This is a genomic window from Desertivirga brevis (assembly GCF_017355835.1).
Map to the genome: position 1 here is coordinate 411,810 of NZ_JAFEWF010000005.1, position 18,655 is coordinate 430,464.

Sequence of the window (18,655 nt, forward strand, 5' to 3'; positions counted from 1 at the left end):
GTATAATCCTAAATGGCCTTACTAAATAATTGTGATTCTGGTTTCTTTTGCCATAACCTAATATCAAAAGCCATACATATGTTCCTAAGAAAGGCTTTTCCCACTACAGTTATTTGAACCCGCCCTTCTTTTACCACAACCAATCCATCACTTTCAAGGGGTACAAGGCGTTCCCTTACTGGCGCAAATTCAGGAGAAAGCCATTCACAATCTGTATAACCCATGCACATAAGGTCAAGAATATGCTTCCTGAAAACCAGATCCTCCTCTGTGAGGATATGCCCTTTAATTAAAGGGAAAGAACCTTTGCTGATTAACTCATGGTATTGCTCTACCTGCTTTACGTTTTGCGAAAAGCCGTACCAACTATCACTGATAGAGGAAACACCAAGTCCAATTGACAATTGAGTGTACTGATCGGTGTAGCCCATAAAGTTCCGATGCAGCTTTTGATTCTTTGATGCGATGTACAAATTATCAGAATCAAGAGAAAAATGGTCCATCCCAATATCATAATAACCTTTATTCAGGAGCATCTCCCTACCTTTTTCGTAAAGAGCTCGTTTCTCTTCATCTTGTGGAAGATCAGCCTCTGTAAATCTTCTTTGACCTGGTTTCACCCAGGGAACATGTGCATAACTGTAAAAAGCAATACGGTCTGGCATAAGCGAGATCACTTTTTCAACTGTATCCTCTATACTGCTTAGCTTCTGCAAAGGCAGTCCGTAGATTAAATCATAATTGATTGAGGTATAACCTAGGGTCCGGGCATCAATTGTTACCTTCCTAACCTGTTCATAACTCTGCTTTCTATTAATGATCTCTTGAACAACAGGATCAAAATCTTGGATTCCAAGACTTACTCTTCTGAAACCTGCCTGATAAAGAGCTTTTAAATGATCATAACTAGTATTAGCAGGATGCCCCTCAAAAGAGAAACTCGTTTCTGAGGCAAGCGTAGTGCCTTCTAAAAGGCCTTCCATCAGGAATTTCAGATTCTCCGGACTAAAAAACGTTGGAGTACCACCGCCAAGATGAATTTCTCTGATCCGGGGTTTTGTTCCTATTACTTCTTTATACATCTGCCACTCTTTTAGGACAGACTCGATATAAGGCTTTTCAACAGTATGGTTCCTCGTGATCCGAGTATTACAACCACAGTACGTACACAAACTCTCACAGTAGGGAAGATGAATGTATAAGCTTATACCCGCAGCAGAACTCTCGTTCATCGCTTTCCTGACCGTGTCAATCCAGCCAGCTATACTCCACTGCTCCTCCTCCCATAAAGGAACAGTGGGATAACTGGTGTATCTAGGTGCTGCTACGTTATATTTTGATATTAATGTATTCATTATGCAATAGCCAGATTATTTTCAATACAAGCATCTCCACAGCAACATGCATTACCGGCGCACTTGCCAGCCTCCCATAAATCCATACTTGAAATGGTCTTTTCAGCAATTATCTTCAAAGCCTCCTCAGTTAGAAAAGCCTGATGAGGTGTTAAGAGAATCCGCTGGTTCTGTATTAGAGATTGCAGTAATGAATCTTGTATAGGTTTTTTTCTATGGTTGAAAAAGAAAACATTTTGTTCAAATTCATAAACATCCATACCTAACTTACTAACCTTACCTCTCAGCAGAGCTTCATACACATCCTGGGTATTAAAAACTGCGCCGCGACTAACATTTATTAGCATAACACCATCCTTCATTTTCTTTATACTATCAGAGTCAACAAGATGGTGAGTATACTCGTTCAAGGGAATATGATAGGAGATGATATCACATTTATCGTAAAGCTCGTTTAGCGACACTTGGGTAGCACCTACAGAACCACAATCTACTTGTTCCAGAATATCATTTACAAGGACCTTAGCTCCAAAGCCACTTAAAATTTTCCCCAGAGCTTTTCCCGTGCCCCCAAAACCTACGATACCCACAACTTTTCCCTTGATCGTATTTCCTACAAGGTTATTGAGACTAAAATCATGATCGTGCATCTGGTTTTGAGATACAATGATATTTCGGGAAAGTGCGAGAATCAAAGTGATTGCATGTTCTGCAACCGACTCGGGTGAATAGGAGGGGACGTTAGCTATTTTCAAGCCTAGTCGAACGGCTTCTGTCAAATCAATATGATCAGTACCCGTTGAGCGGGTTGCTATATACTTGACACCTCTTCTTTTTAGTTCCTGAAGGATAGAAGCAGGTAAGCTATCACCGGGAAACACTAATACAGCATCTTTCCCGTCTGCGTAAGCTGCTGTATCAGTTGTTAACCGATTGGATATTAAAGTTATATCGTGCTTTTTCTGATTAGCCTTAATTAAAAGCTCTTTTTCACAGTTTTTTATGCTGTATGCGACCGCTTTCATTCCGTTTCTGTTTAGAAACAAAGGTATCCAGACAGTCCGCTTTATCGCGTGAGGCTAGTCAAACTAAAAAGTGATACTTATCACTTTCTTTCACTTATTGTTTGACACGTTTCAATTTTTCGATTGAAAGAACTTTGATTGTATTTCCTTCTTTCACAATCAAACGTTCTTCCTTAAAGTCTGATAATGTGCGACTTATTGTTTCAGTAGCAGTTCCAACCATAGCCGCAAGGTCATCCCGTGATATTTTAATCTCGTATGAATCTGCCGGCTCTTTCATGAACTTATCTGACAGGATTATCAATGCATCCGCGACCCGCTTACGTACGGAATTGTAAGCCAGTTTGAGCAATTGCTCTTGTTTTTCGACGATATTATCCGAGAGCAGCTCAATAAATCTTTTCGCAATTCCTATATCCTTAAATAACAAGGTGTTGAACTCATTCTTCCGTATCAGGTGAAGTTCCGAGTCGTCCATGCTCTCTGCATTATCACTATACGATTTATTCAACAGCACTGCCTCATAACCAAAAAAATCACCTTCCGAATGCATTCCGGTAATAATTTCCCGGCCGTCCTCATAGATAAGGTAAGTTCTGATTTTTCCTTTTTTGACAAAATAGATATTTTGGGGAGTATCTCCATCCATATAAATATTTTGTTTCTTCTTAAAGGTCCTCAACCTTCCACTTTCTGAAAGCTCCGTAAGCAATTTCGCCGAACGGGCCTCGTCCAACAAGTTTTCCAGTGATGCCGATGCTGCAGAACTTTTTAGTACCCGTTCCCTTTTTGACAACCTGCTTTCCACAGCATTAATAAGCTCCATATCGTCAAAGGGTTTGGTTAAATAGTCATCCGCACCCATCTCCATACCTTTTCGCATATCAGCGCGTTCTGCTTTAGCGGTCAAAAATATGAAGGGGATATTAGCTGTGTTTTCGTTCTTACTTAAAAGGTAGAGTACCCCATAGCCATCTAATTCAGGCATCATAATATCACAAAGAATAATATCGGGTAAATGAGCTTGCGCAAGTTCAACTCCCTTTTTACCATTCTCCGCAGTGTAAACACTAAAATTAGCAAGCTCAAGAATTTCGGCGGTGCTTTCGCGGATGTCTTGATTATCCTCTATAATTAGAACAGTTCTTTTCTGTTGATTCATCCTTTTTTAAAGATTAAAGCAATGGTGGTACCTTCATTTTGTGCACTCTGGCAAATTACATCGCCACCCATTAATTCTGCGTATCGTTTAACTATATTTAATCCTAACCCTGTTCCTGGGATATTTCCGGTATTGTGAGCCCTAAAAAAAGGTTCAAATAAGTTCTTCTGTTCCTCTTCAGGAATTCCAATTCCATTGTCCTTTACCGAAATGCAAACTTCAGAATCTGAAACTTCTGTATTGAATTCAATAAAGGTATTTTCCCCAGAATATTTTATAGCATTAGAGACGAGATTTATTATCGAATTCCGCAGCAAAGAAGGATCAAGAAATACGTCAGCTCTTTCCCCTGTATGCTGGTAAAAGATATGCTGATTTTGCTTGGCTATCAATTGCATTTCTTCTATAATCCCTTCAGAGAACTTCACCAGATCAAAATGTTGAAACTGGACTTCCGTTCTACCTGCTTCCAACTTTTCTAAAGATAAGAAGTCATTCAGTATCCCCGTAAGGTGTCCCACAGAATTCTTGATCTTTGAAGTGTGCTTCAGAATATTATTCTCATCTTGTTTCTGAAGATACTTCTCAATTAATGAAGCCGAGAGTTGTACCGAACTCAAAGGAGTACGGAATTCGTGAGAAGCCATCGATACAAAACGCGTTTTTAACTGATTAAGTTCCTTTTCCTTTTCAAGAGAGTGACTTGCCTCGTCTCTGGCTATTTCAAGCTCAGTGATCAGTTCTCTTAAATCGTGAGTACGTTCTTTTATAGTTTCCTCAAGTTTCTCAGTGTATTTTCGGAGGTTCTCTTCGGCTGCTTTCTCTTTAGAAAGGTCGTGTATAAATCCAGTAAAAATCTTTCTGCTTTCGTATTCAACCTCACTAACTGCAAGGCGAAATGGAAAAGTGCTCTTGTCTTTCCTAAGACCTCTAACCTCCCGGCCGATTCCAATAATACGCTTTTCACCTGTTGACTGGTATCTATTGATATAGCCGTCGTGAGAACTTTTGTCCGGTTCTGGCATCAATACTGATATATTCCTACCTACCAGTTCTTCTTCTTTTTCATACCCAAATAAACGTAATGCTGCTGGGTTCATACTTTCAATCAAGCCCTTGGAGTCGATTGTAATAATGCCGTCAATAGCAGTACTTATAATGGCATGTAGAAGATTTAATTTATCTATGCTCATTCAAAAGCAAACTTAATGTTCCTGAGTAAAAACACGTAAAAAAAGAAATTATTGTTGGGAGGAATATAGTGCAAATGTACAATATAGTGCTGGGAACTAGGATTATTTTGTGACAAAAAAATAATTTAGAATTCTATCTTTTCCGGCAAACTCATGAAAATTATTAAGCACCATTGCTTATAAGTAAGGCAGGAATAGCAATAGTATAAGTCGCCCCAGAAAATTGTTACCTTCCTGATGAGAAGCAATGTAGACTCACAGTTTTATAGGTATACAGACGGCGGGGCGACGAATTGAAAATTTCAATTATTTATACTTACATAAATAGGAGGTTTGTCCTTCAGATTTAACTTTGAAAGATGAATTAGCAGGAACTTCAAAAGACTGACCGTTAGTATAAGAAGTCCATTCAGAGGCTTCAGGAAGTAGAGCAACCAGTTTTCCTTCAATTACCACCATAGTTTCATGCTGAGAGGTGCCGAATTCATATTCTCCCGCTTCAATTACACCAATTGTTGATTTTCCATCTTCTGACTGGTATCCTAAAGACTTGACACTTCCGTCGAAATATTCGTTAACGTTGATCATATTTTAATTTTTCGCAAATATAAGGTTGAACATTATTCAGGCAATAGGAACAACTTTTTAATTAAGCCCGCACAAAGTAACTCGTGCAGGGAATAAGTTATCTCTTCTTACGCTGACCTGGAGCGTGGGGTTTAGCAGATTTGGATCCTGTAATTTTCTTTGCTTTACCAGGAGGAACATTACCGCTTCTTCCCGCAGTATACGTTGTACATCCGGTTAGTAAGGATACACTTATGGTAACCAAAGCAACAAGCTTTATTGTCTTTTTAAACATGGGATTTCATTTTAGCCTTCAAAGGTATGACTATCTCTCAGCATTTACTTGCTGACGCTTAAATTTTATAAATGACAAATCATCCTCATTTAATTGCACCAAAAGTAGCGAAAGAGCCATTTTTATGTAGTATTTCAACATAACGGAACCCAACATTCTTCATCATCTCGAGTTGGAAAGTGAGTGACCTTGGACTGTCTTCCTTATCGATATAATCAAAGACTTTTTGTTGGAAATCGTTTCCTCCTAGTTCTTTCAGATAATTCCCGTATCGTTTCCAGAAGAGTTCGGTTATAGCTTTGCAATCATGAACTACCAGGTCGCTCACCCAAAAACTTCCTCCAGGTTTTAGTGCTTTATAGATTTTGCTAAAAACCTGTTCCCACTCTTCTACCTCCCTTAAGTGGTGCAATACCGCTCCAGCCAAAACAATGTCATAACGCGACGTCTCCAACTGAACCTCCCTGATATCTCCCTGTATGGTATTAACAGGGCAGTCTGTCTTGTCTGCCACTCTTTGTTTCGCCTTATCAAGCATTGGTATGCTAAGATCGATAAGCGTACAGTTCAGTATAGGAAGTTTTTCGAGCATTTTTAACGTGTAGTTTCCAGCTCCGCAACCTATATCAAGCAAGTTCTCTGCTTCTGGATTAACCATACTTGCAGCCTCTGTGATCAGCTCCAGACTTAAAGGAGCATCAATTGTAGTCTGCTGGCCAGTGCCGAGATTTGAAAATCGTTCAACATCATGGTCAAATCTTTCTCGGATTTCATCTACTGTGGATTTTGATCTTTCTTTTTCCATGTTCTCTGGTTTGTCCTTCGCAAAACTATCTGGATTATTAATATTTGTAAAATATCAATTTTATCAATAATTCATTCCTTAAAGGTATCATGGAGCTTCGTCACCTCTTATATTTTCAAACAGTAGCAGAAGAACTGCATTTTAGGAAAGCTGCTGAAAAACTATTCATTTCCCAACCGCCGCTAAGTCGGCAGATAAGAGAGCTGGAAGAGGAATTAGAAGTTTCTTTATTTAAAAGGAATAACAAACGGGTAGTGCTTACCGAAGCAGGAAAGTACTTTAAAACAGAAGTGGATGAGATCTTTGCAAAAATAGCAGCCAGCAGGCATCGACTAAAGGAAATTGAAGGCTCGGTAACTGGTCAGTTACGGATTGGATTCATCAGTTCCGTAAATCAGCAGCAACTCATAGCTGTTCTAAAGGATATAAAAATAAGGTTTCCCTACGTTAAAACTCGCCTTTACGAGTTGCCAACCATAAAACAAGTAAAAGCGTTGGAGGAAGACAAGTTGGATGTTGGAATTATGAGAGCACCGATAAAATCAGAAAGGCTTGAAGTGAAAACCCTTTTCAACGAGCCTTTTGTTTTTGTTTTTCCTCAAGGAGAGATTGATCATTTGAATATTGAGAGTATTCAAAAATACATGACCGGTCGCCCGTTCGTTTTTTTCAATAAAGATTATGCACCCGAATACTTTCATAAGTTGGAGGAGATCTGTCAACGACTAGGCTTTTATCCAGAGGTAACGCACGAAGTGAACAATGTTCATTCAATAATGCAACTGGTAGAGAAAGGACTGGGTGTTTCTATTGTTCCCTCGTCCCTTAAAAACAGCTTTGATCATCTGAACTTAAGCTTCATAAATCTAAATCATTTGCCAATTACTACAGAAGTTGTATTAGCGCTGAAGCCTGGAAATCAACATCCTGCAACAAGATGGTTCATTGAGAAATTCCCTATGAAAGCATCACCAGTTTATGGGCAAGTGGATACAGAAGCGGGAACCTTCCCCTAAATTACTATCCACGGTTATATAGCCATTATGTTTACTCACTATTTCACTAGCAATAAACAAGCCCATACCGAGGCCAGAAATAAACGGAGATAAGTCATCGGAACGATAGAACTTTTCAAAAATCCTGGCTTGATGCTCTTTTGAAATTCCTATTCCCTGATCCTCAACACAAATAGTTACCTGATTATTATTTTCAAGTAAAGAAATTCCAATGGAGCCAGCCCCAGGAGAGTACTTGATTGCATTAACCAAAAGATTCACGAGTGCTTGTTCAAGCCTTAACTTATCACCGAGAAGAGTGATCTCAGGGATAGCCTCTGGTCCCAGGATTTGATGGGAGGAATGCAGATGCAATACACTTTCAATACTTTCATTTATAAGTTCTGATAGGGGAAATGGCACACTATTGATCTTAATACTACCTGCCTGGATTTTAGAAACATCTAAAAGGTCAGCGATCAAACTGTTTAACTTATTTGCTTGAATATTAGCCTTCTTAACGAAATTGCTCTGCTTTTCGCCAAGCTGAGATCTCTCGAGCATTTGCAAGTAAGCTTTTATGCTGGTAAGTGGAGTCTTTAACTCGTGACTTGCTATCCCCAAAAACTCATCCTTCTTGCGCTCAATTTCCTTTGTCAAATTCAACTCTTCCAGGGCCGTCTGACGTTTATGAATATAATTGAGAGTTACAATATAAAGAAGTATAGAAATAGCTATTCCAAACACTAAAACAATTTGTGGCTGGGCACGTTCCACTTGGGAACCAAACTTATTATCTGTAGAGAAAACAAGAGTCCATTTGTTCCCAGCAATATTTAATGTTCTGCTAGTCTTAAATTCTATTTCTGACCGCTGTTGTTCTCTTAGTGATTCACTAATCTCTTCCGTTTTATATAGTAAATTGTCTGCGTTAAGGTGAGTTTGATCATAAACTCTGATATCCAGATCTGCGAATCCATCAAATACAGCATCCATAAGATCGTAGGCCCGGAACGGGATGTAAACGAAACCTTCAACATTGTTATGCCTTTCTTTAGTAGCCTTAAGTTCAGGGTTTTTATATACTGGTAAATAAAGAAGAAATCCAGGTTGAACTCCTACGTTAGTCTCTTGTATTAGGGTAACTTTCCTTGTTATTGAAGCCTCTCCAGTTTTCATGGCCCGTTGTATGGCCTGTCGACGTTTAACTTCGCTGAACATGTCAAATCCAAGCGCCCTTAGATTACGTTTATCACTTGGCTCAATATAAATAATAGGGGTGAGCCGCTGTTGGTCTGGTTTGGTTTTAATCTCGAACTTCGGATATTGCTTTCGCATCTCCAATTCAACATCTTTAATCTGATCTATAGTGATATACTTCGCATATCCAATTCCTTGAATTCCAGGATAATTATCAGAAAGGCTTAAATTTTTAGTATATGCTTTCCACTCAACTGTAGTTACCGACCCTGAAGAGTAGAATAAAGACTGGCAGCCCTTTAATATTTGGGTGTAATCTATTATTCGTTTATCAAGCCTTTCAGCTGCCTGTTCTGTGTAAAGTTCAAAAAGTTTAGCACGCCGTAGCTTTGCTGACTTTCCTAACTGATAAAAAGAAAACAATGAAAAAGAAAGTACCGCAACAAATACGAGTACCGCGGGAAGATAGGTTTTTAGTTCTTTCTCTGTTTTCATCTAAGCAGGTTGTTGACACGATGGAATTCACAAGACGTCAGTATATGTAAGATAAACAATATTCCTACAAATAATTCACGGGGTATGATATTTCAAACCACAAATTTAAGAATAACTCGCCAGTTAAGAAAAACCATAATGAGCGGAAGCTCCTAAATGGAGGTTTAAAGTAGCTTGAAAGTCCTTCTTGCACCTAGAGAAAAAATTAAACTTTCAAAAAAAAGCCGGGTTCTTGCCCGGCTTCTCTATTATTAATTATAATTTAAAGGCTTTCGTCATGCTGACTTATATCGAGTCCCAAACGTTCCTCTTCATCCGAAACTCTCAAAGGACTGATCAGGTCAGTAATCTTTAAAAGTACCATTGAGCCGGCAAAAGCAAATATTGAAGCACCTACCAATGCAATCATTTGAACCCCGAAAAGATGAGTTTCTCCGAAGATCAGTCCATTACCAGTAGTATTAGCAGGATTAATGGATTGGCTTGCAAAGACGCCCGTTAAAACCATCCCAACCATTCCTCCAACTCCATGGCAGGGAAAAACATCTAAGGTGTCATCAATAGAAGTTCTTGTACGCCATTCAACAACAAGATTGCTAATTATTGAAGAAATAATTCCTATAAGTAAAGAATGCGGAATGGTAACAAATCCTGCGGCCGGTGTGATAGCAACAAGGCCAACAACAGCACCTATGCAAGTTCCCATAGCCGAAGGTTTACGACCTTTGAAGGCATCAAAAAACACCCAGGCAATAGCAGCAGCCGCAGACGCAGCCATTGTAGTACAAAGAGCAATAACAGATAGCCGACCCACCCCGAAAGCAGATCCCGCATTAAAGCCAAACCAGCCAAACCAAAGAAGCCCTGTGCCCAACATCACATAAGTGATTCGCGCAGGATTATGATTAGGCTCGTTACGACGCTTTAAAAAGATGGCTGATGCAAATGCTGCCCACCCCGCCGACATATGCACAACGGTTCCTCCAGCAAAGTCTAAAACCCCTAACTTAAAGAGAATACCTTCGGGGTGCCAGGTTGCATGAGCCAGGGGAGCATAAATAAATATGAAAAAAAGGCAAATAAACAATACGTATGAAATGAAACGTATCCTCTCCGCAAATGCACCTGTAATAAGGGCAGGAGTTATAATGGCAAACTTTAGTTGGTACATGGCAAATAATGCCAATGGAATAGTAGGAGCAAGCTCCCAGGGTTTACTATCCAGCACGGTTTGCATCATAAAAAACTGAGAAGGATCTCCTATTATTCCCCCTAAGCTTCTTCCAAAAACAAGTCCGAAACCGAAAATAAACCAGATTACTGTTACTACCGACATACAAATAAAACTTTGTAACATAGTGGAGATAACATTCTTTTTATTAACCATACCACCATAGAAAAACGCCAAACCTGGAGTCATTATTAAAACCATTCCAGTTGCAGTAAGCATCCAGGCGATGTCTGTGGTATTGTAAACATTTTTATCAGAATTGTCCGGTACCGAAGGAAATAAAAAACAGAGAAGCGTAAAAATTAGGATAAAAAGAAAAGGAATACGCGACAATTTATTTGCCATATTTTAATTTTTGGTTGTGTTGTGGGCGCAAAGATATTTCAAATACCATAAAAATTTAAGATTATTTAAAACTTTATTACCTAACACCCGTTTCTCCTGCCTTTTAGGCATTCATTTAACCAAATATTTTAGATTTTAACTATTCCATGAGTAAGGCTCTTCCACTGCGCCTTTGAAACGCCTAAAATTGCGCCAACAGCAACAATTGCATTCCTTATTTTATCTTGTATTTTGTCTGTTTCAGTATTCGGTTGCTCATTTCTACCATGAACTTCTGCACTCACATCGTTTCCCACTCGTTTTACTATGAAATAACTATTAGCCTCGTCAGAAAAAAAATGAGCAGTATTGTTATCATCAGATTGCGGATTGTCGGCCGGCCTTACCCTAATGAGCGTATATTCCCAGTCTTCTTCATCATTCCTGCCTTCCTCTACTTTTTCAACTTCCACCCAGTCAAATCCCGCCCCTGATTCTGTTCCCGGTGCGGGAATATCAATCTTAAAACGATCACCCTCAGTAACGAAATCTTTTTTTTCTTTTCCCAAATTATCCGTCAGAGAAAAATCTGCAGATGCAAGTCCTGCGTATTCATGCCACCTCGAGATCGATAGCAGACGTTGACGAGCCTCAAGGTAATGGTTCCTTGCAAGCTGCGTACTTGAAAATGATTCAGTCGAAATTGTATCGGTCTTCGCGCCCTTTATATTGTCTGGCACTAAATGATCTGGATGTTTCATAGTTAGATTTTACTATAAAACATCCTAATCATAGAATGTTTGAACCTGTTATAGAAACAAGTTATTCAAAAATAATCGTTTTGTTACCTGTTATAAACACACGGTCCTGAAAAACCAGTTGCAATGCTCTGTTTAACACAGATTTTTCTACTTCTTTCCCTGCCGTCACCATATCACTAACCTTGAATGTATGATTTACCGGGATCGTTTCCTGAACTATAATAGGTCCTTCATCCAGGTCATTAGTTACGAAATGGGCAGTGGCCCCAATTACTTTAACGCCTCTTTCATGTGCCTGCCTGTAAGGACTTGCTCCTATAAAGGCAGGAAGGAACGAATGATGGATGTTTATAATTTTATTTCCAAAACGCGCAACAAAGTCAGGAGAGAGGATCCTCATAAACTTAGCAAGAACAATATAATCCGGCTCATATTCTTCGATCACTTTTATTAGCTCCTTTTCAAAATCAGGTTTGGATTTATTCTCGTGAGATATATTAAAAAAAGGGATATCGAAACGATTCGTAAAAGACTTAAGTATATCGTAATTGCCTGCAACCATGCACACATTAGCGCCCAGGGTATTGAAATGATGTCGTATAAGAATGTCTCCCAGGCAATGATATTCCTTAGTAACCAGTACGGCAATTTTCTTTTCCTTCTTTGGGTTTATGGTAACTTTAGCACTTTCAGGCAAAGCGTTCTGTAATTCACTTAGAAGCATCGCTTCATTTACCACGACTCCAGAACATTCTATCCTAGCAAAAAAGGTGTTGTTATCCTGATCCACGAATTCCCGCATCGCAGTAATATTGAGGTGATGCCTTGCCATTAATTCTGAAATGATTGCTACTAAACCAACTTTGTCCTTGCATTCAATCAGTATTAAATTCTCATTCATGGGGCCTAATATATAAGATTAATATTTATTTGAAGCGAGCGAATAAAAAACACCTCGGACCTAATCGAGTCTTATCTGATTTATTTAATGTACAGTTTTTAAATACTAAAAAACTATCTTTGATTAACAAGGATTGACAGGGGAATGGCATTTGCAATGTGTTCATTAAATTCCGGGAGTAATGGGAATTGTTATTATATAGCAGGGAGGGACGAAGCAGTACTAATAGATGCTGGATTATCCTGCCGAGAAACAGAAAAACGAATGAAGCGACTCGGCTTGAGTATGGATAAGGTTAAAGCCATATTTATTAGTCATGAGCACACCGATCATATTAAAGGTATTCCAGGACTTGCTAAGAAACACAGACTTCCTGTTTATGTAACTTCAAAAACTTACCGAAACTCAGGTTTACAGCTCGATGCCGACTTAATCCTACCTTTTAAGGCCTATGAATCCGTAACCGTAGGTTCTCTTTCCATTACCGCCTTTCCAAAATTTCACGACGCTGCTGATCCACATAGTTTTGTCATCAGTTACGGAGACAAAAAAATTGGGGTCTTTACAGATATAGGAAATGTTTGCGAGCATGTAATCGAAAACTTCCAGCAATGCCACGCAATTTTCTTGGAAGCGAATTATGATGAGGAAATGCTTAATCAGGGAAGATATCCTTATTTCTTAAAGAACAGGATTAGAGGAGGGCAGGGGCACTTATCGAACACGCAGGCCTTGAACCTTTTTATGGAATACCGCTCAGACAAGTTGAGTCACTTATTTTTATCTCATCTTTCTAAAGATAACAACTGCCCTGACCTGGTTTACAAAACCTTTAATGCTAAAGCGAAAAAAACAGAAATAATAGTTGCTTCAAGATATGAGGAAACGGGAGTTTATTATTTGGAAAGCAACTCGAGCAAGCAAAGGCCGGTTCAACTGCAACTTAATCTATTTTAAGTATTGCTTCCTTTATACTACTGAATAAAGGAAGCAATACTTAACTAATCACACTCCGGGTGGGTATAAATAAATGTCTCCGAATCACCAGAGAAGTTACCGAAACTTTCTCCGCGACCTGTTTGCCACCACATTTTATTTCTTAATTTCTCAATATTTCCTACTTCATTGAGGTTTTCATCATACAGGTGACCATTTAGCATCACAAACTTTATGCGTTCTGTATTTCTGATGTCTTCCAGAGGATTCTCCTCCAATACTATCAAATCTGCCAATTTTCCAGCCTCGATTGAACCAATTTCCTTAGACATACCCAAATAATCCGCACCATTAATAGTGGCCGATTTTAGTACTTGTAGTGGTGACATTCCTCCCTGAGCAAGCATCCACATTTCCCAGTGAGCACCCAGTCCCTGTAACTGCCCGTGGGAGCCTAAATTAACTTTAGTGCCTCCATCTGCCAGCTGTTTAACTGCTTTTGAAATTTCTATATGTCCATAATCCGCAAATTCTGAGGTATTCCTTCTTCTGGAGCGGCTATCCACAACGGGCCTCGGTACAAAATTAAGCAGTCGTTCATTTTCCCAAACATTTGTCCTGTCATACCAAAAGTTCTCTCCCGACTGGGCTCCATAGGCTACAATCAGCGTTGGAGTGTAAGCTGTTTTGCTGGCATTCCATAATGCCTTTACGTCTTTGTATAATGGTACTACCGGGATATTGTGTTCAATTCCAGTATGACCATCAAGGATCATCGACATATTATGTGAATATGTAGAACCACCTTCCGGAACAACTTCCATTTTCAATTCTCTTGCTGCTTGAATAATCTGCTGGCGTTGTTCTCTTCTTGGCTGATTGTAGGACTTGACAGAAAATGCGCCCAACGCCTTTAATCTACGCAAGCTTGAACGGGCATCATCAAGACTATTTATAACAGCTTTAAAATCACCTTCGGCTCCGTACAAAATTGTCCCTGTGGAGAAAATCCTTGGACCTGTAAGTATTCCCGCCCTTTGCATTTCCGACTGACTGAATACCATTTCGGAATTACTTGAAGGATCATGAGCAGTTGTTACTCCGAAGGCCAGGTTCGCAAGGTAGCTCCAATCAGCCTGAGAGGAAACTCCATCTGGACTGGTAGGTAAGTGAGCATGGACATCAACAATTCCAGGCATAATGGTCTTGTTTTCTGCGTTAATCACCTTCGCATCTTCCGGCACCTTCACTTGGTCGGACGGACCTACAGACACAATTTTATTTTCTTTAATTACTACTGTACCATTTTCAATCACCTGGTCTCCCTTCATTGTAATGATTCTAGCATTGGTCAATGCAATAGAACCAGAAGGAAGATCTGCTTTAAGCTTTAAGCCGATATCAATCCCAGAACTATCTGAATTTTTATCCTCAACATCAGTCAAATCTTTTATTTCTTCCGAGAAATATCCCGAACCCAAGGTCCAGTTAAGCTTTTTACTGTCTTTACTCCAATGAATGAAAGTTCCAGCATCCCTCGTAACTTTCGTAAGTGGAAGTGACTTGTTCGTAGAAGACAAGTCCAGTGCATTATTTGTATTAACTAAAGGAGTTAAATAAACGTTAAAGAGTTCATTGAAGGCCATCCACTTTCCGTCAGGACTAGGCACAAACTGTGTCGCATATTGGGAAACATAGTGAGTACGGATATTCGCACCATTTACATCCATGCTTTTGAAGGCTTTCTTTCCGTTTTCATTTGATTGAAAATAGATCCTTGTATCCGAGGAATTGAATAACGGCCTTATACCCGCATCCGATACTTTAGTAGGAGCCCCACCAGTTGCTGGCATTACATAAATTCCCCCATTTTTACCATAGGTAAAACCTAGCATCATATTACCACCGCCTTTTCTAAAAACAATCTTATCGCCTTTATTTGAAAACTTAGGTGAATAATAAAAGCCCTTCTCAGTAGTAAGCTGAATGATTCTTCCTGTTGCAAGTTCTATTCTGTTAATCGAACCCTTCATTTCATCACTCCAGTTTACATAAATGATAGACTTCCCGTCAGGACTAAATTCAGGTTCAAATTCAAAGTCAGTTCCGGTGGTAATACGAGTTGGCTTCCCATTAGGAAGATCTTTTACATAAATATATCCCGCTGCATTAAATGCAACTTTCTTCCCATCAGGCGAAGTAGTCAATTGGCGGATCATCCGCACTTTAAAATCATCTGAAAACACTTTCTGATCGAAATGCAGGGCTTCAGCCACTGAATGATTTGAAGTTAATTCAAAAGGAATGATTGAAACAATTTGAGTGTTCACATCAAGCTTCCTTATTTTTCCCTTAGCATAGAAAATAATATTCTTACTGTCGGGTGTCCAGGCAAAGTTAGGGTACACGCCGAAGATAGCCCACGTTTCCTGCTGGTCACGAGACAGGTCATCATATAAAGGCCATTCTTCTCCTGTCGAAAGATCCTGAACATAAAGAGTTGTTTTAAGTCTTACCCGCTTAACAAAAGCCATCAGCTTACCGTCCGGAGAAATTTCCGGTCTTACTGCTCCACCTTGTCCCCCGGCTACGGTTTCAAAAGTTCCTGTTTCACGGTCCAGTCTCCTGATATTGTAAATCTCGCCATTAGGATCTTTATTGTATTCGAAATAAGGCCCCGGACTTACATCTTCACTAAAATAAACATATCTGCCATCCGGAGACACCTCTGGTTCGCCTGCATCCTGCTGATCATTTTTACGCTTGGTAAGTTGAATCCCATCGCCTCCTCTAATACTATATAGCCACATCTCGCCAGCACCCAAAGATCTGGTACTTGTGAAGTGCTTTCTGGCGATAATATATTCGTTATCTGGTGTCCAGCTTGCATTATTTAAAAGTCTGAAAGATTCCTTCGTTATAGATCTCTTTCCTGACCCGTCTGCGTTCATAATCCAGATATTATCACCACCCTCTTTATCACTTGTGTAGGAAATAAATTTCCCGTTGGGACTAAATCGAGGTTGAACTTCATAAGCTGAGCCAGCTGACAAAACAGTAGCCCTACCACCGGCAATAGGCATCTTATAAATGTCGCCAAGCAGATCGAAAACGATTTCCTTCCCATCAGGACTAACATCAAGGTTCATCCACGTTCCCTCATCAACGGTGAAGGAAACCGATTTTGAAGGAGACCCAGTTCTCTCTACATTCCATTTTTGCTGACTAAATACTGCACTTGTCAATAAGCTAAAGAAGACGACAGAAAGTTTTTTCATTCAAATTAATTTTGTAGTAATAGCATAAGCTAAGCAAAAAGGCATAAATAACATGTTGCAACTATGCGCCGTGTTTCGCTTCACTTGCTGATTAAAAGACAATTGACCTTAACGTAAATGAAAAATGTTAAGTCAAAAAGATATCTAATGTGTAGGCGCAAATATACCGCTTGTTTTGTGGGTTAAACTAAAAATTTGGTCAATTATTGTCCGGTGTTTGTTAGTTTTGAGAAATGTCCATTTACCAGGTATTAAAAAAATATTGGAACTACGACTCATTCCGCCCTCTACAAGAAGATATTATTCTTTCAGTGATGGAAGGGAAGGATACTTTGGCATTATTACCGACCGGAGGAGGTAAATCAGTTTGTTTTCAGGTCCCCGCGATGACGATGCCAGGAATATGTATAGTTGTTTCGCCTCTCATTGCTTTAATGAAAGATCAGGTTGAGAATCTTAAAGCAAGGGGAATTGAAGCTGTTGCAATAGTTTCTGGAATGGGTAAGAGAGAGGTGGATATCCTTCTTGATAACTGCGTTTATGGTCCGATAAAATTTCTATATCTATCACCAGAAAGACTAATGTCTGATTTGGTAAGAGAAAGGATAAGATATATGAAGGTAAACCTATTCGCGGTAGACGAGGCGCATTGTATTTCGCAGTGGGGATATGACTTCAGGCCACCTTATCTTGAACTGTCAAATCTCAGAGAATTACATCCCAATGTTCCGGTCCTTGCTCTCACAGCTACAGCTACAGAATTTGTAGTTGAGGATATCCAACTGAAGCTGTCGTTCAAAAAGAAGAATGTCTTTCGCAAAAGCTTTGAGCGTAAGAACTTGGGATATATAGTTTCCCATGAGGATAATAAGCTAAGGAAGTTGTTCGCGATAGCGAAAAAGGTGCAGGGTACTGGCATTGTATACGTACGAAACAGGAGGGAAACACAGGAAGTAGCAAGACAACTGAATGCACAAGGTATAAGGGCAGATTATTATCACGCGGGGGTTCCGGCCCTTCAGCGAAGCGAGAAGCAGGAAGCATGGAAAAACAATCAGATCAGGGTTATTGTAGCTACTAATGCTTTCGGAATGGGTATAGATAAACCAGATGTCCGCTTTGTTGTGCACCTGGATCTCCCCGAGAGCCTTGAAGCTTATTACCAGGAAGCCGGACGGGCGGGCCGAGATGAACAAAAGGCTTTCGGAGTGCTATTGTATAATCATTCAGACCGATTGCAACTCGAGCGCAAGTTAGAATTGAGCTTTCCATCCGCAGAGGAGATTAAACAAGCATACCATTTTCTCGGGAACTACTTCCAATTAGCGTACGAGGCAGGAGAGGGCCTTACTTTCGAATTTGACATCGCCGATTTTTGTTCAAGGTACAAGCTGGAACCCATAAAAACTTTGAACATATTCAAGTTTCTGGAGCATGATGGGTATATATCATTAACAGAAAGTGTTTATCTGCCCTCAAGGGTAAAAATTGTAGTAAGCAATGAGGAGTTATATCGGTTTCAGATCGAATATGCAAGCTATGACTCGTTCATTAAAATGCTCCTTCGATCGCACGGAGGTATGTTCGACCAGTATGCAATGATCAGAGAAACTGATCTTGCTAAAAGGGTAGGAATGAGGTTTGATGATGTGGTTAAGGTTTTGGATAAATTGGAACAACTTGAAATCATTTCCTACCTGAAGCAAACCGACAAGCCTCAGGTTTACTTTAGTCGAGCAAGAGTGGATACACAAAATCTACATATAGACACTAAATATATCAGGCAACGTAAGGAGATTATGCAACAACAGATTCAGGCAGTTATAGAATATGCAGAAGCAAAAAAATGCCGGAGCAGTATGCTATTGAAATACTTTGACGAAATAACTGACGAAAAATGCGGGGTCTGTGATGTTTGTATAGCGGAGAAGCGAATCGAAGATAGACAGACAGTTTTTGCTCAAATCACTTACGAAATCCTCGAAGTTCTTGCTACGTCACATCTTACTATCGACGAATTGATTTCCAGAGTTCCAACAGGTACCGAGGCCGAGAAGATTGAGGCCTTTCGAAACCTTCTAGATGCAGGTAAACTAAAAACCGACGGAGAGAAGTATTACCTGTAACAGAAA

General features: G+C 39.6%; 15 protein-coding genes. 3 read left to right on the forward strand and 12 right to left on the reverse strand.

From position 1 onward, the window contains the following. Nucleotides 1–8 precede the first annotated feature (8 nt). From hemN to J4N25_RS14735, 7 genes are all read right to left on the reverse strand, one after another. The gene (gene hemN, locus J4N25_RS14705) at nucleotides 9–1,355 is read right to left on the reverse strand and encodes an oxygen-independent coproporphyrinogen III oxidase (RefSeq protein WP_207420426.1); all 1,347 of its coding nucleotides are present in this window, start codon (nucleotides 1,353–1,355) and stop codon (nucleotides 9–11) included. Beyond that, on the reverse strand, nucleotides 1,355–2,380 hold the full coding sequence (locus J4N25_RS14710; RefSeq protein WP_207420427.1) for an NAD(P)-dependent oxidoreductase: 1,026 nt from the start codon (nucleotides 2,378–2,380) through the stop codon (nucleotides 1,355–1,357). Before J4N25_RS14710 ends, hemN begins: the two co-directional genes overlap by 1 nt. Before the next feature lie 94 nt (nucleotides 2,381–2,474). Next, nucleotides 2,475–3,542 carry a response regulator gene (locus tag J4N25_RS14715; protein WP_207420428.1) on the reverse strand — a complete coding sequence of 356 codons (1,068 nt, stop codon included), beginning with the start codon at nucleotides 3,540–3,542 and terminating at the stop codon, nucleotides 2,475–2,477. Then, on the reverse strand, nucleotides 3,539–4,729 hold the full coding sequence (locus tag J4N25_RS14720; protein WP_207421599.1) for a PAS domain-containing sensor histidine kinase: 1,191 nt from the start codon (nucleotides 4,727–4,729) through the stop codon (nucleotides 3,539–3,541). Before J4N25_RS14720 ends, J4N25_RS14715 begins: the two co-directional genes overlap by 4 nt. Before the next feature lie 312 nt (nucleotides 4,730–5,041). Further along, nucleotides 5,042–5,323, reverse strand: coding sequence for a pyrimidine/purine nucleoside phosphorylase (gene ppnP / locus J4N25_RS14725; RefSeq protein ID WP_207420429.1), 282 nt, complete (start codon nucleotides 5,321–5,323; stop codon nucleotides 5,042–5,044). Nucleotides 5,324–5,420: 97 nt separating this feature from the next. After that, nucleotides 5,421–5,597 (reverse strand): quinol oxidase subunit 4, encoded by a 177-nt coding sequence (locus J4N25_RS14730; protein WP_242695753.1) that lies wholly within the window; start codon nucleotides 5,595–5,597, stop codon nucleotides 5,421–5,423. An 85-nt stretch (nucleotides 5,598–5,682) separates the two neighbouring features. Further along, complete coding sequence (locus J4N25_RS14735; RefSeq protein WP_207420430.1) at nucleotides 5,683–6,402, reverse strand: class I SAM-dependent methyltransferase; 720 nt, start codon at nucleotides 6,400–6,402, stop codon at nucleotides 5,683–5,685. An 89-nt stretch (nucleotides 6,403–6,491) separates the two neighbouring features. Here J4N25_RS14735 and J4N25_RS14740 point away from each other — a divergent pair, with 89 nt between their 5' ends. Further along, complete coding sequence (locus tag J4N25_RS14740) at nucleotides 6,492–7,418, forward strand: LysR family transcriptional regulator (protein WP_207420431.1); 927 nt, start codon at nucleotides 6,492–6,494, stop codon at nucleotides 7,416–7,418. Here the strand turns inward: J4N25_RS14740 and J4N25_RS14745 are convergent. From J4N25_RS14745 to purU, 4 genes are all read right to left on the reverse strand, one after another. After that, nucleotides 7,371–9,092: a CHASE domain-containing sensor histidine kinase gene (locus J4N25_RS14745; protein ID WP_207420432.1), complete on the reverse strand. Its 1,722-nt coding sequence runs from the start codon at nucleotides 9,090–9,092 to the stop codon at nucleotides 7,371–7,373. The genes J4N25_RS14740 and J4N25_RS14745 overlap by 48 nt on opposite strands. A gap of 262 nt (nucleotides 9,093–9,354) precedes the next feature. Continuing rightward, entirely contained in the window at nucleotides 9,355–10,668 is a 1,314-nt protein-coding gene (locus tag J4N25_RS14750) for an ammonium transporter (protein WP_207420433.1), read from the reverse strand. Between the two features lie 128 nt (nucleotides 10,669–10,796). Next, nucleotides 10,797–11,408 (reverse strand): hypothetical protein, encoded by a 612-nt coding sequence (locus tag J4N25_RS14755; RefSeq protein WP_207420434.1) that lies wholly within the window; start codon nucleotides 11,406–11,408, stop codon nucleotides 10,797–10,799. A 61-nt stretch (nucleotides 11,409–11,469) separates the two neighbouring features. Then, nucleotides 11,470–12,309 (reverse strand): formyltetrahydrofolate deformylase, encoded by an 840-nt coding sequence (gene purU, locus J4N25_RS14760; protein WP_207420435.1) that lies wholly within the window; start codon nucleotides 12,307–12,309, stop codon nucleotides 11,470–11,472. Between the two features lie 156 nt (nucleotides 12,310–12,465). Here purU and J4N25_RS14765 point away from each other — a divergent pair, with 156 nt between their 5' ends. After that, complete coding sequence (locus J4N25_RS14765; RefSeq protein ID WP_242695754.1) at nucleotides 12,466–13,266, forward strand: MBL fold metallo-hydrolase; 801 nt, start codon at nucleotides 12,466–12,468, stop codon at nucleotides 13,264–13,266. A gap of 44 nt (nucleotides 13,267–13,310) precedes the next feature. On the opposite strand, the gene J4N25_RS14770 is transcribed toward J4N25_RS14765, so the two are convergent. After that, on the reverse strand, nucleotides 13,311–16,523 hold the full coding sequence (locus J4N25_RS14770) for an amidohydrolase family protein (RefSeq protein WP_207420437.1): 3,213 nt from the start codon (nucleotides 16,521–16,523) through the stop codon (nucleotides 13,311–13,313). A gap of 233 nt (nucleotides 16,524–16,756) precedes the next feature. On the opposite strand from J4N25_RS14770, the gene J4N25_RS14775 reads away from it, so the two are divergent. Continuing rightward, nucleotides 16,757–18,649: a RecQ family ATP-dependent DNA helicase gene (locus tag J4N25_RS14775; protein WP_207420438.1), complete on the forward strand. Its 1,893-nt coding sequence runs from the start codon at nucleotides 16,757–16,759 to the stop codon at nucleotides 18,647–18,649. Nucleotides 18,650–18,655 lie beyond the last annotated feature (6 nt).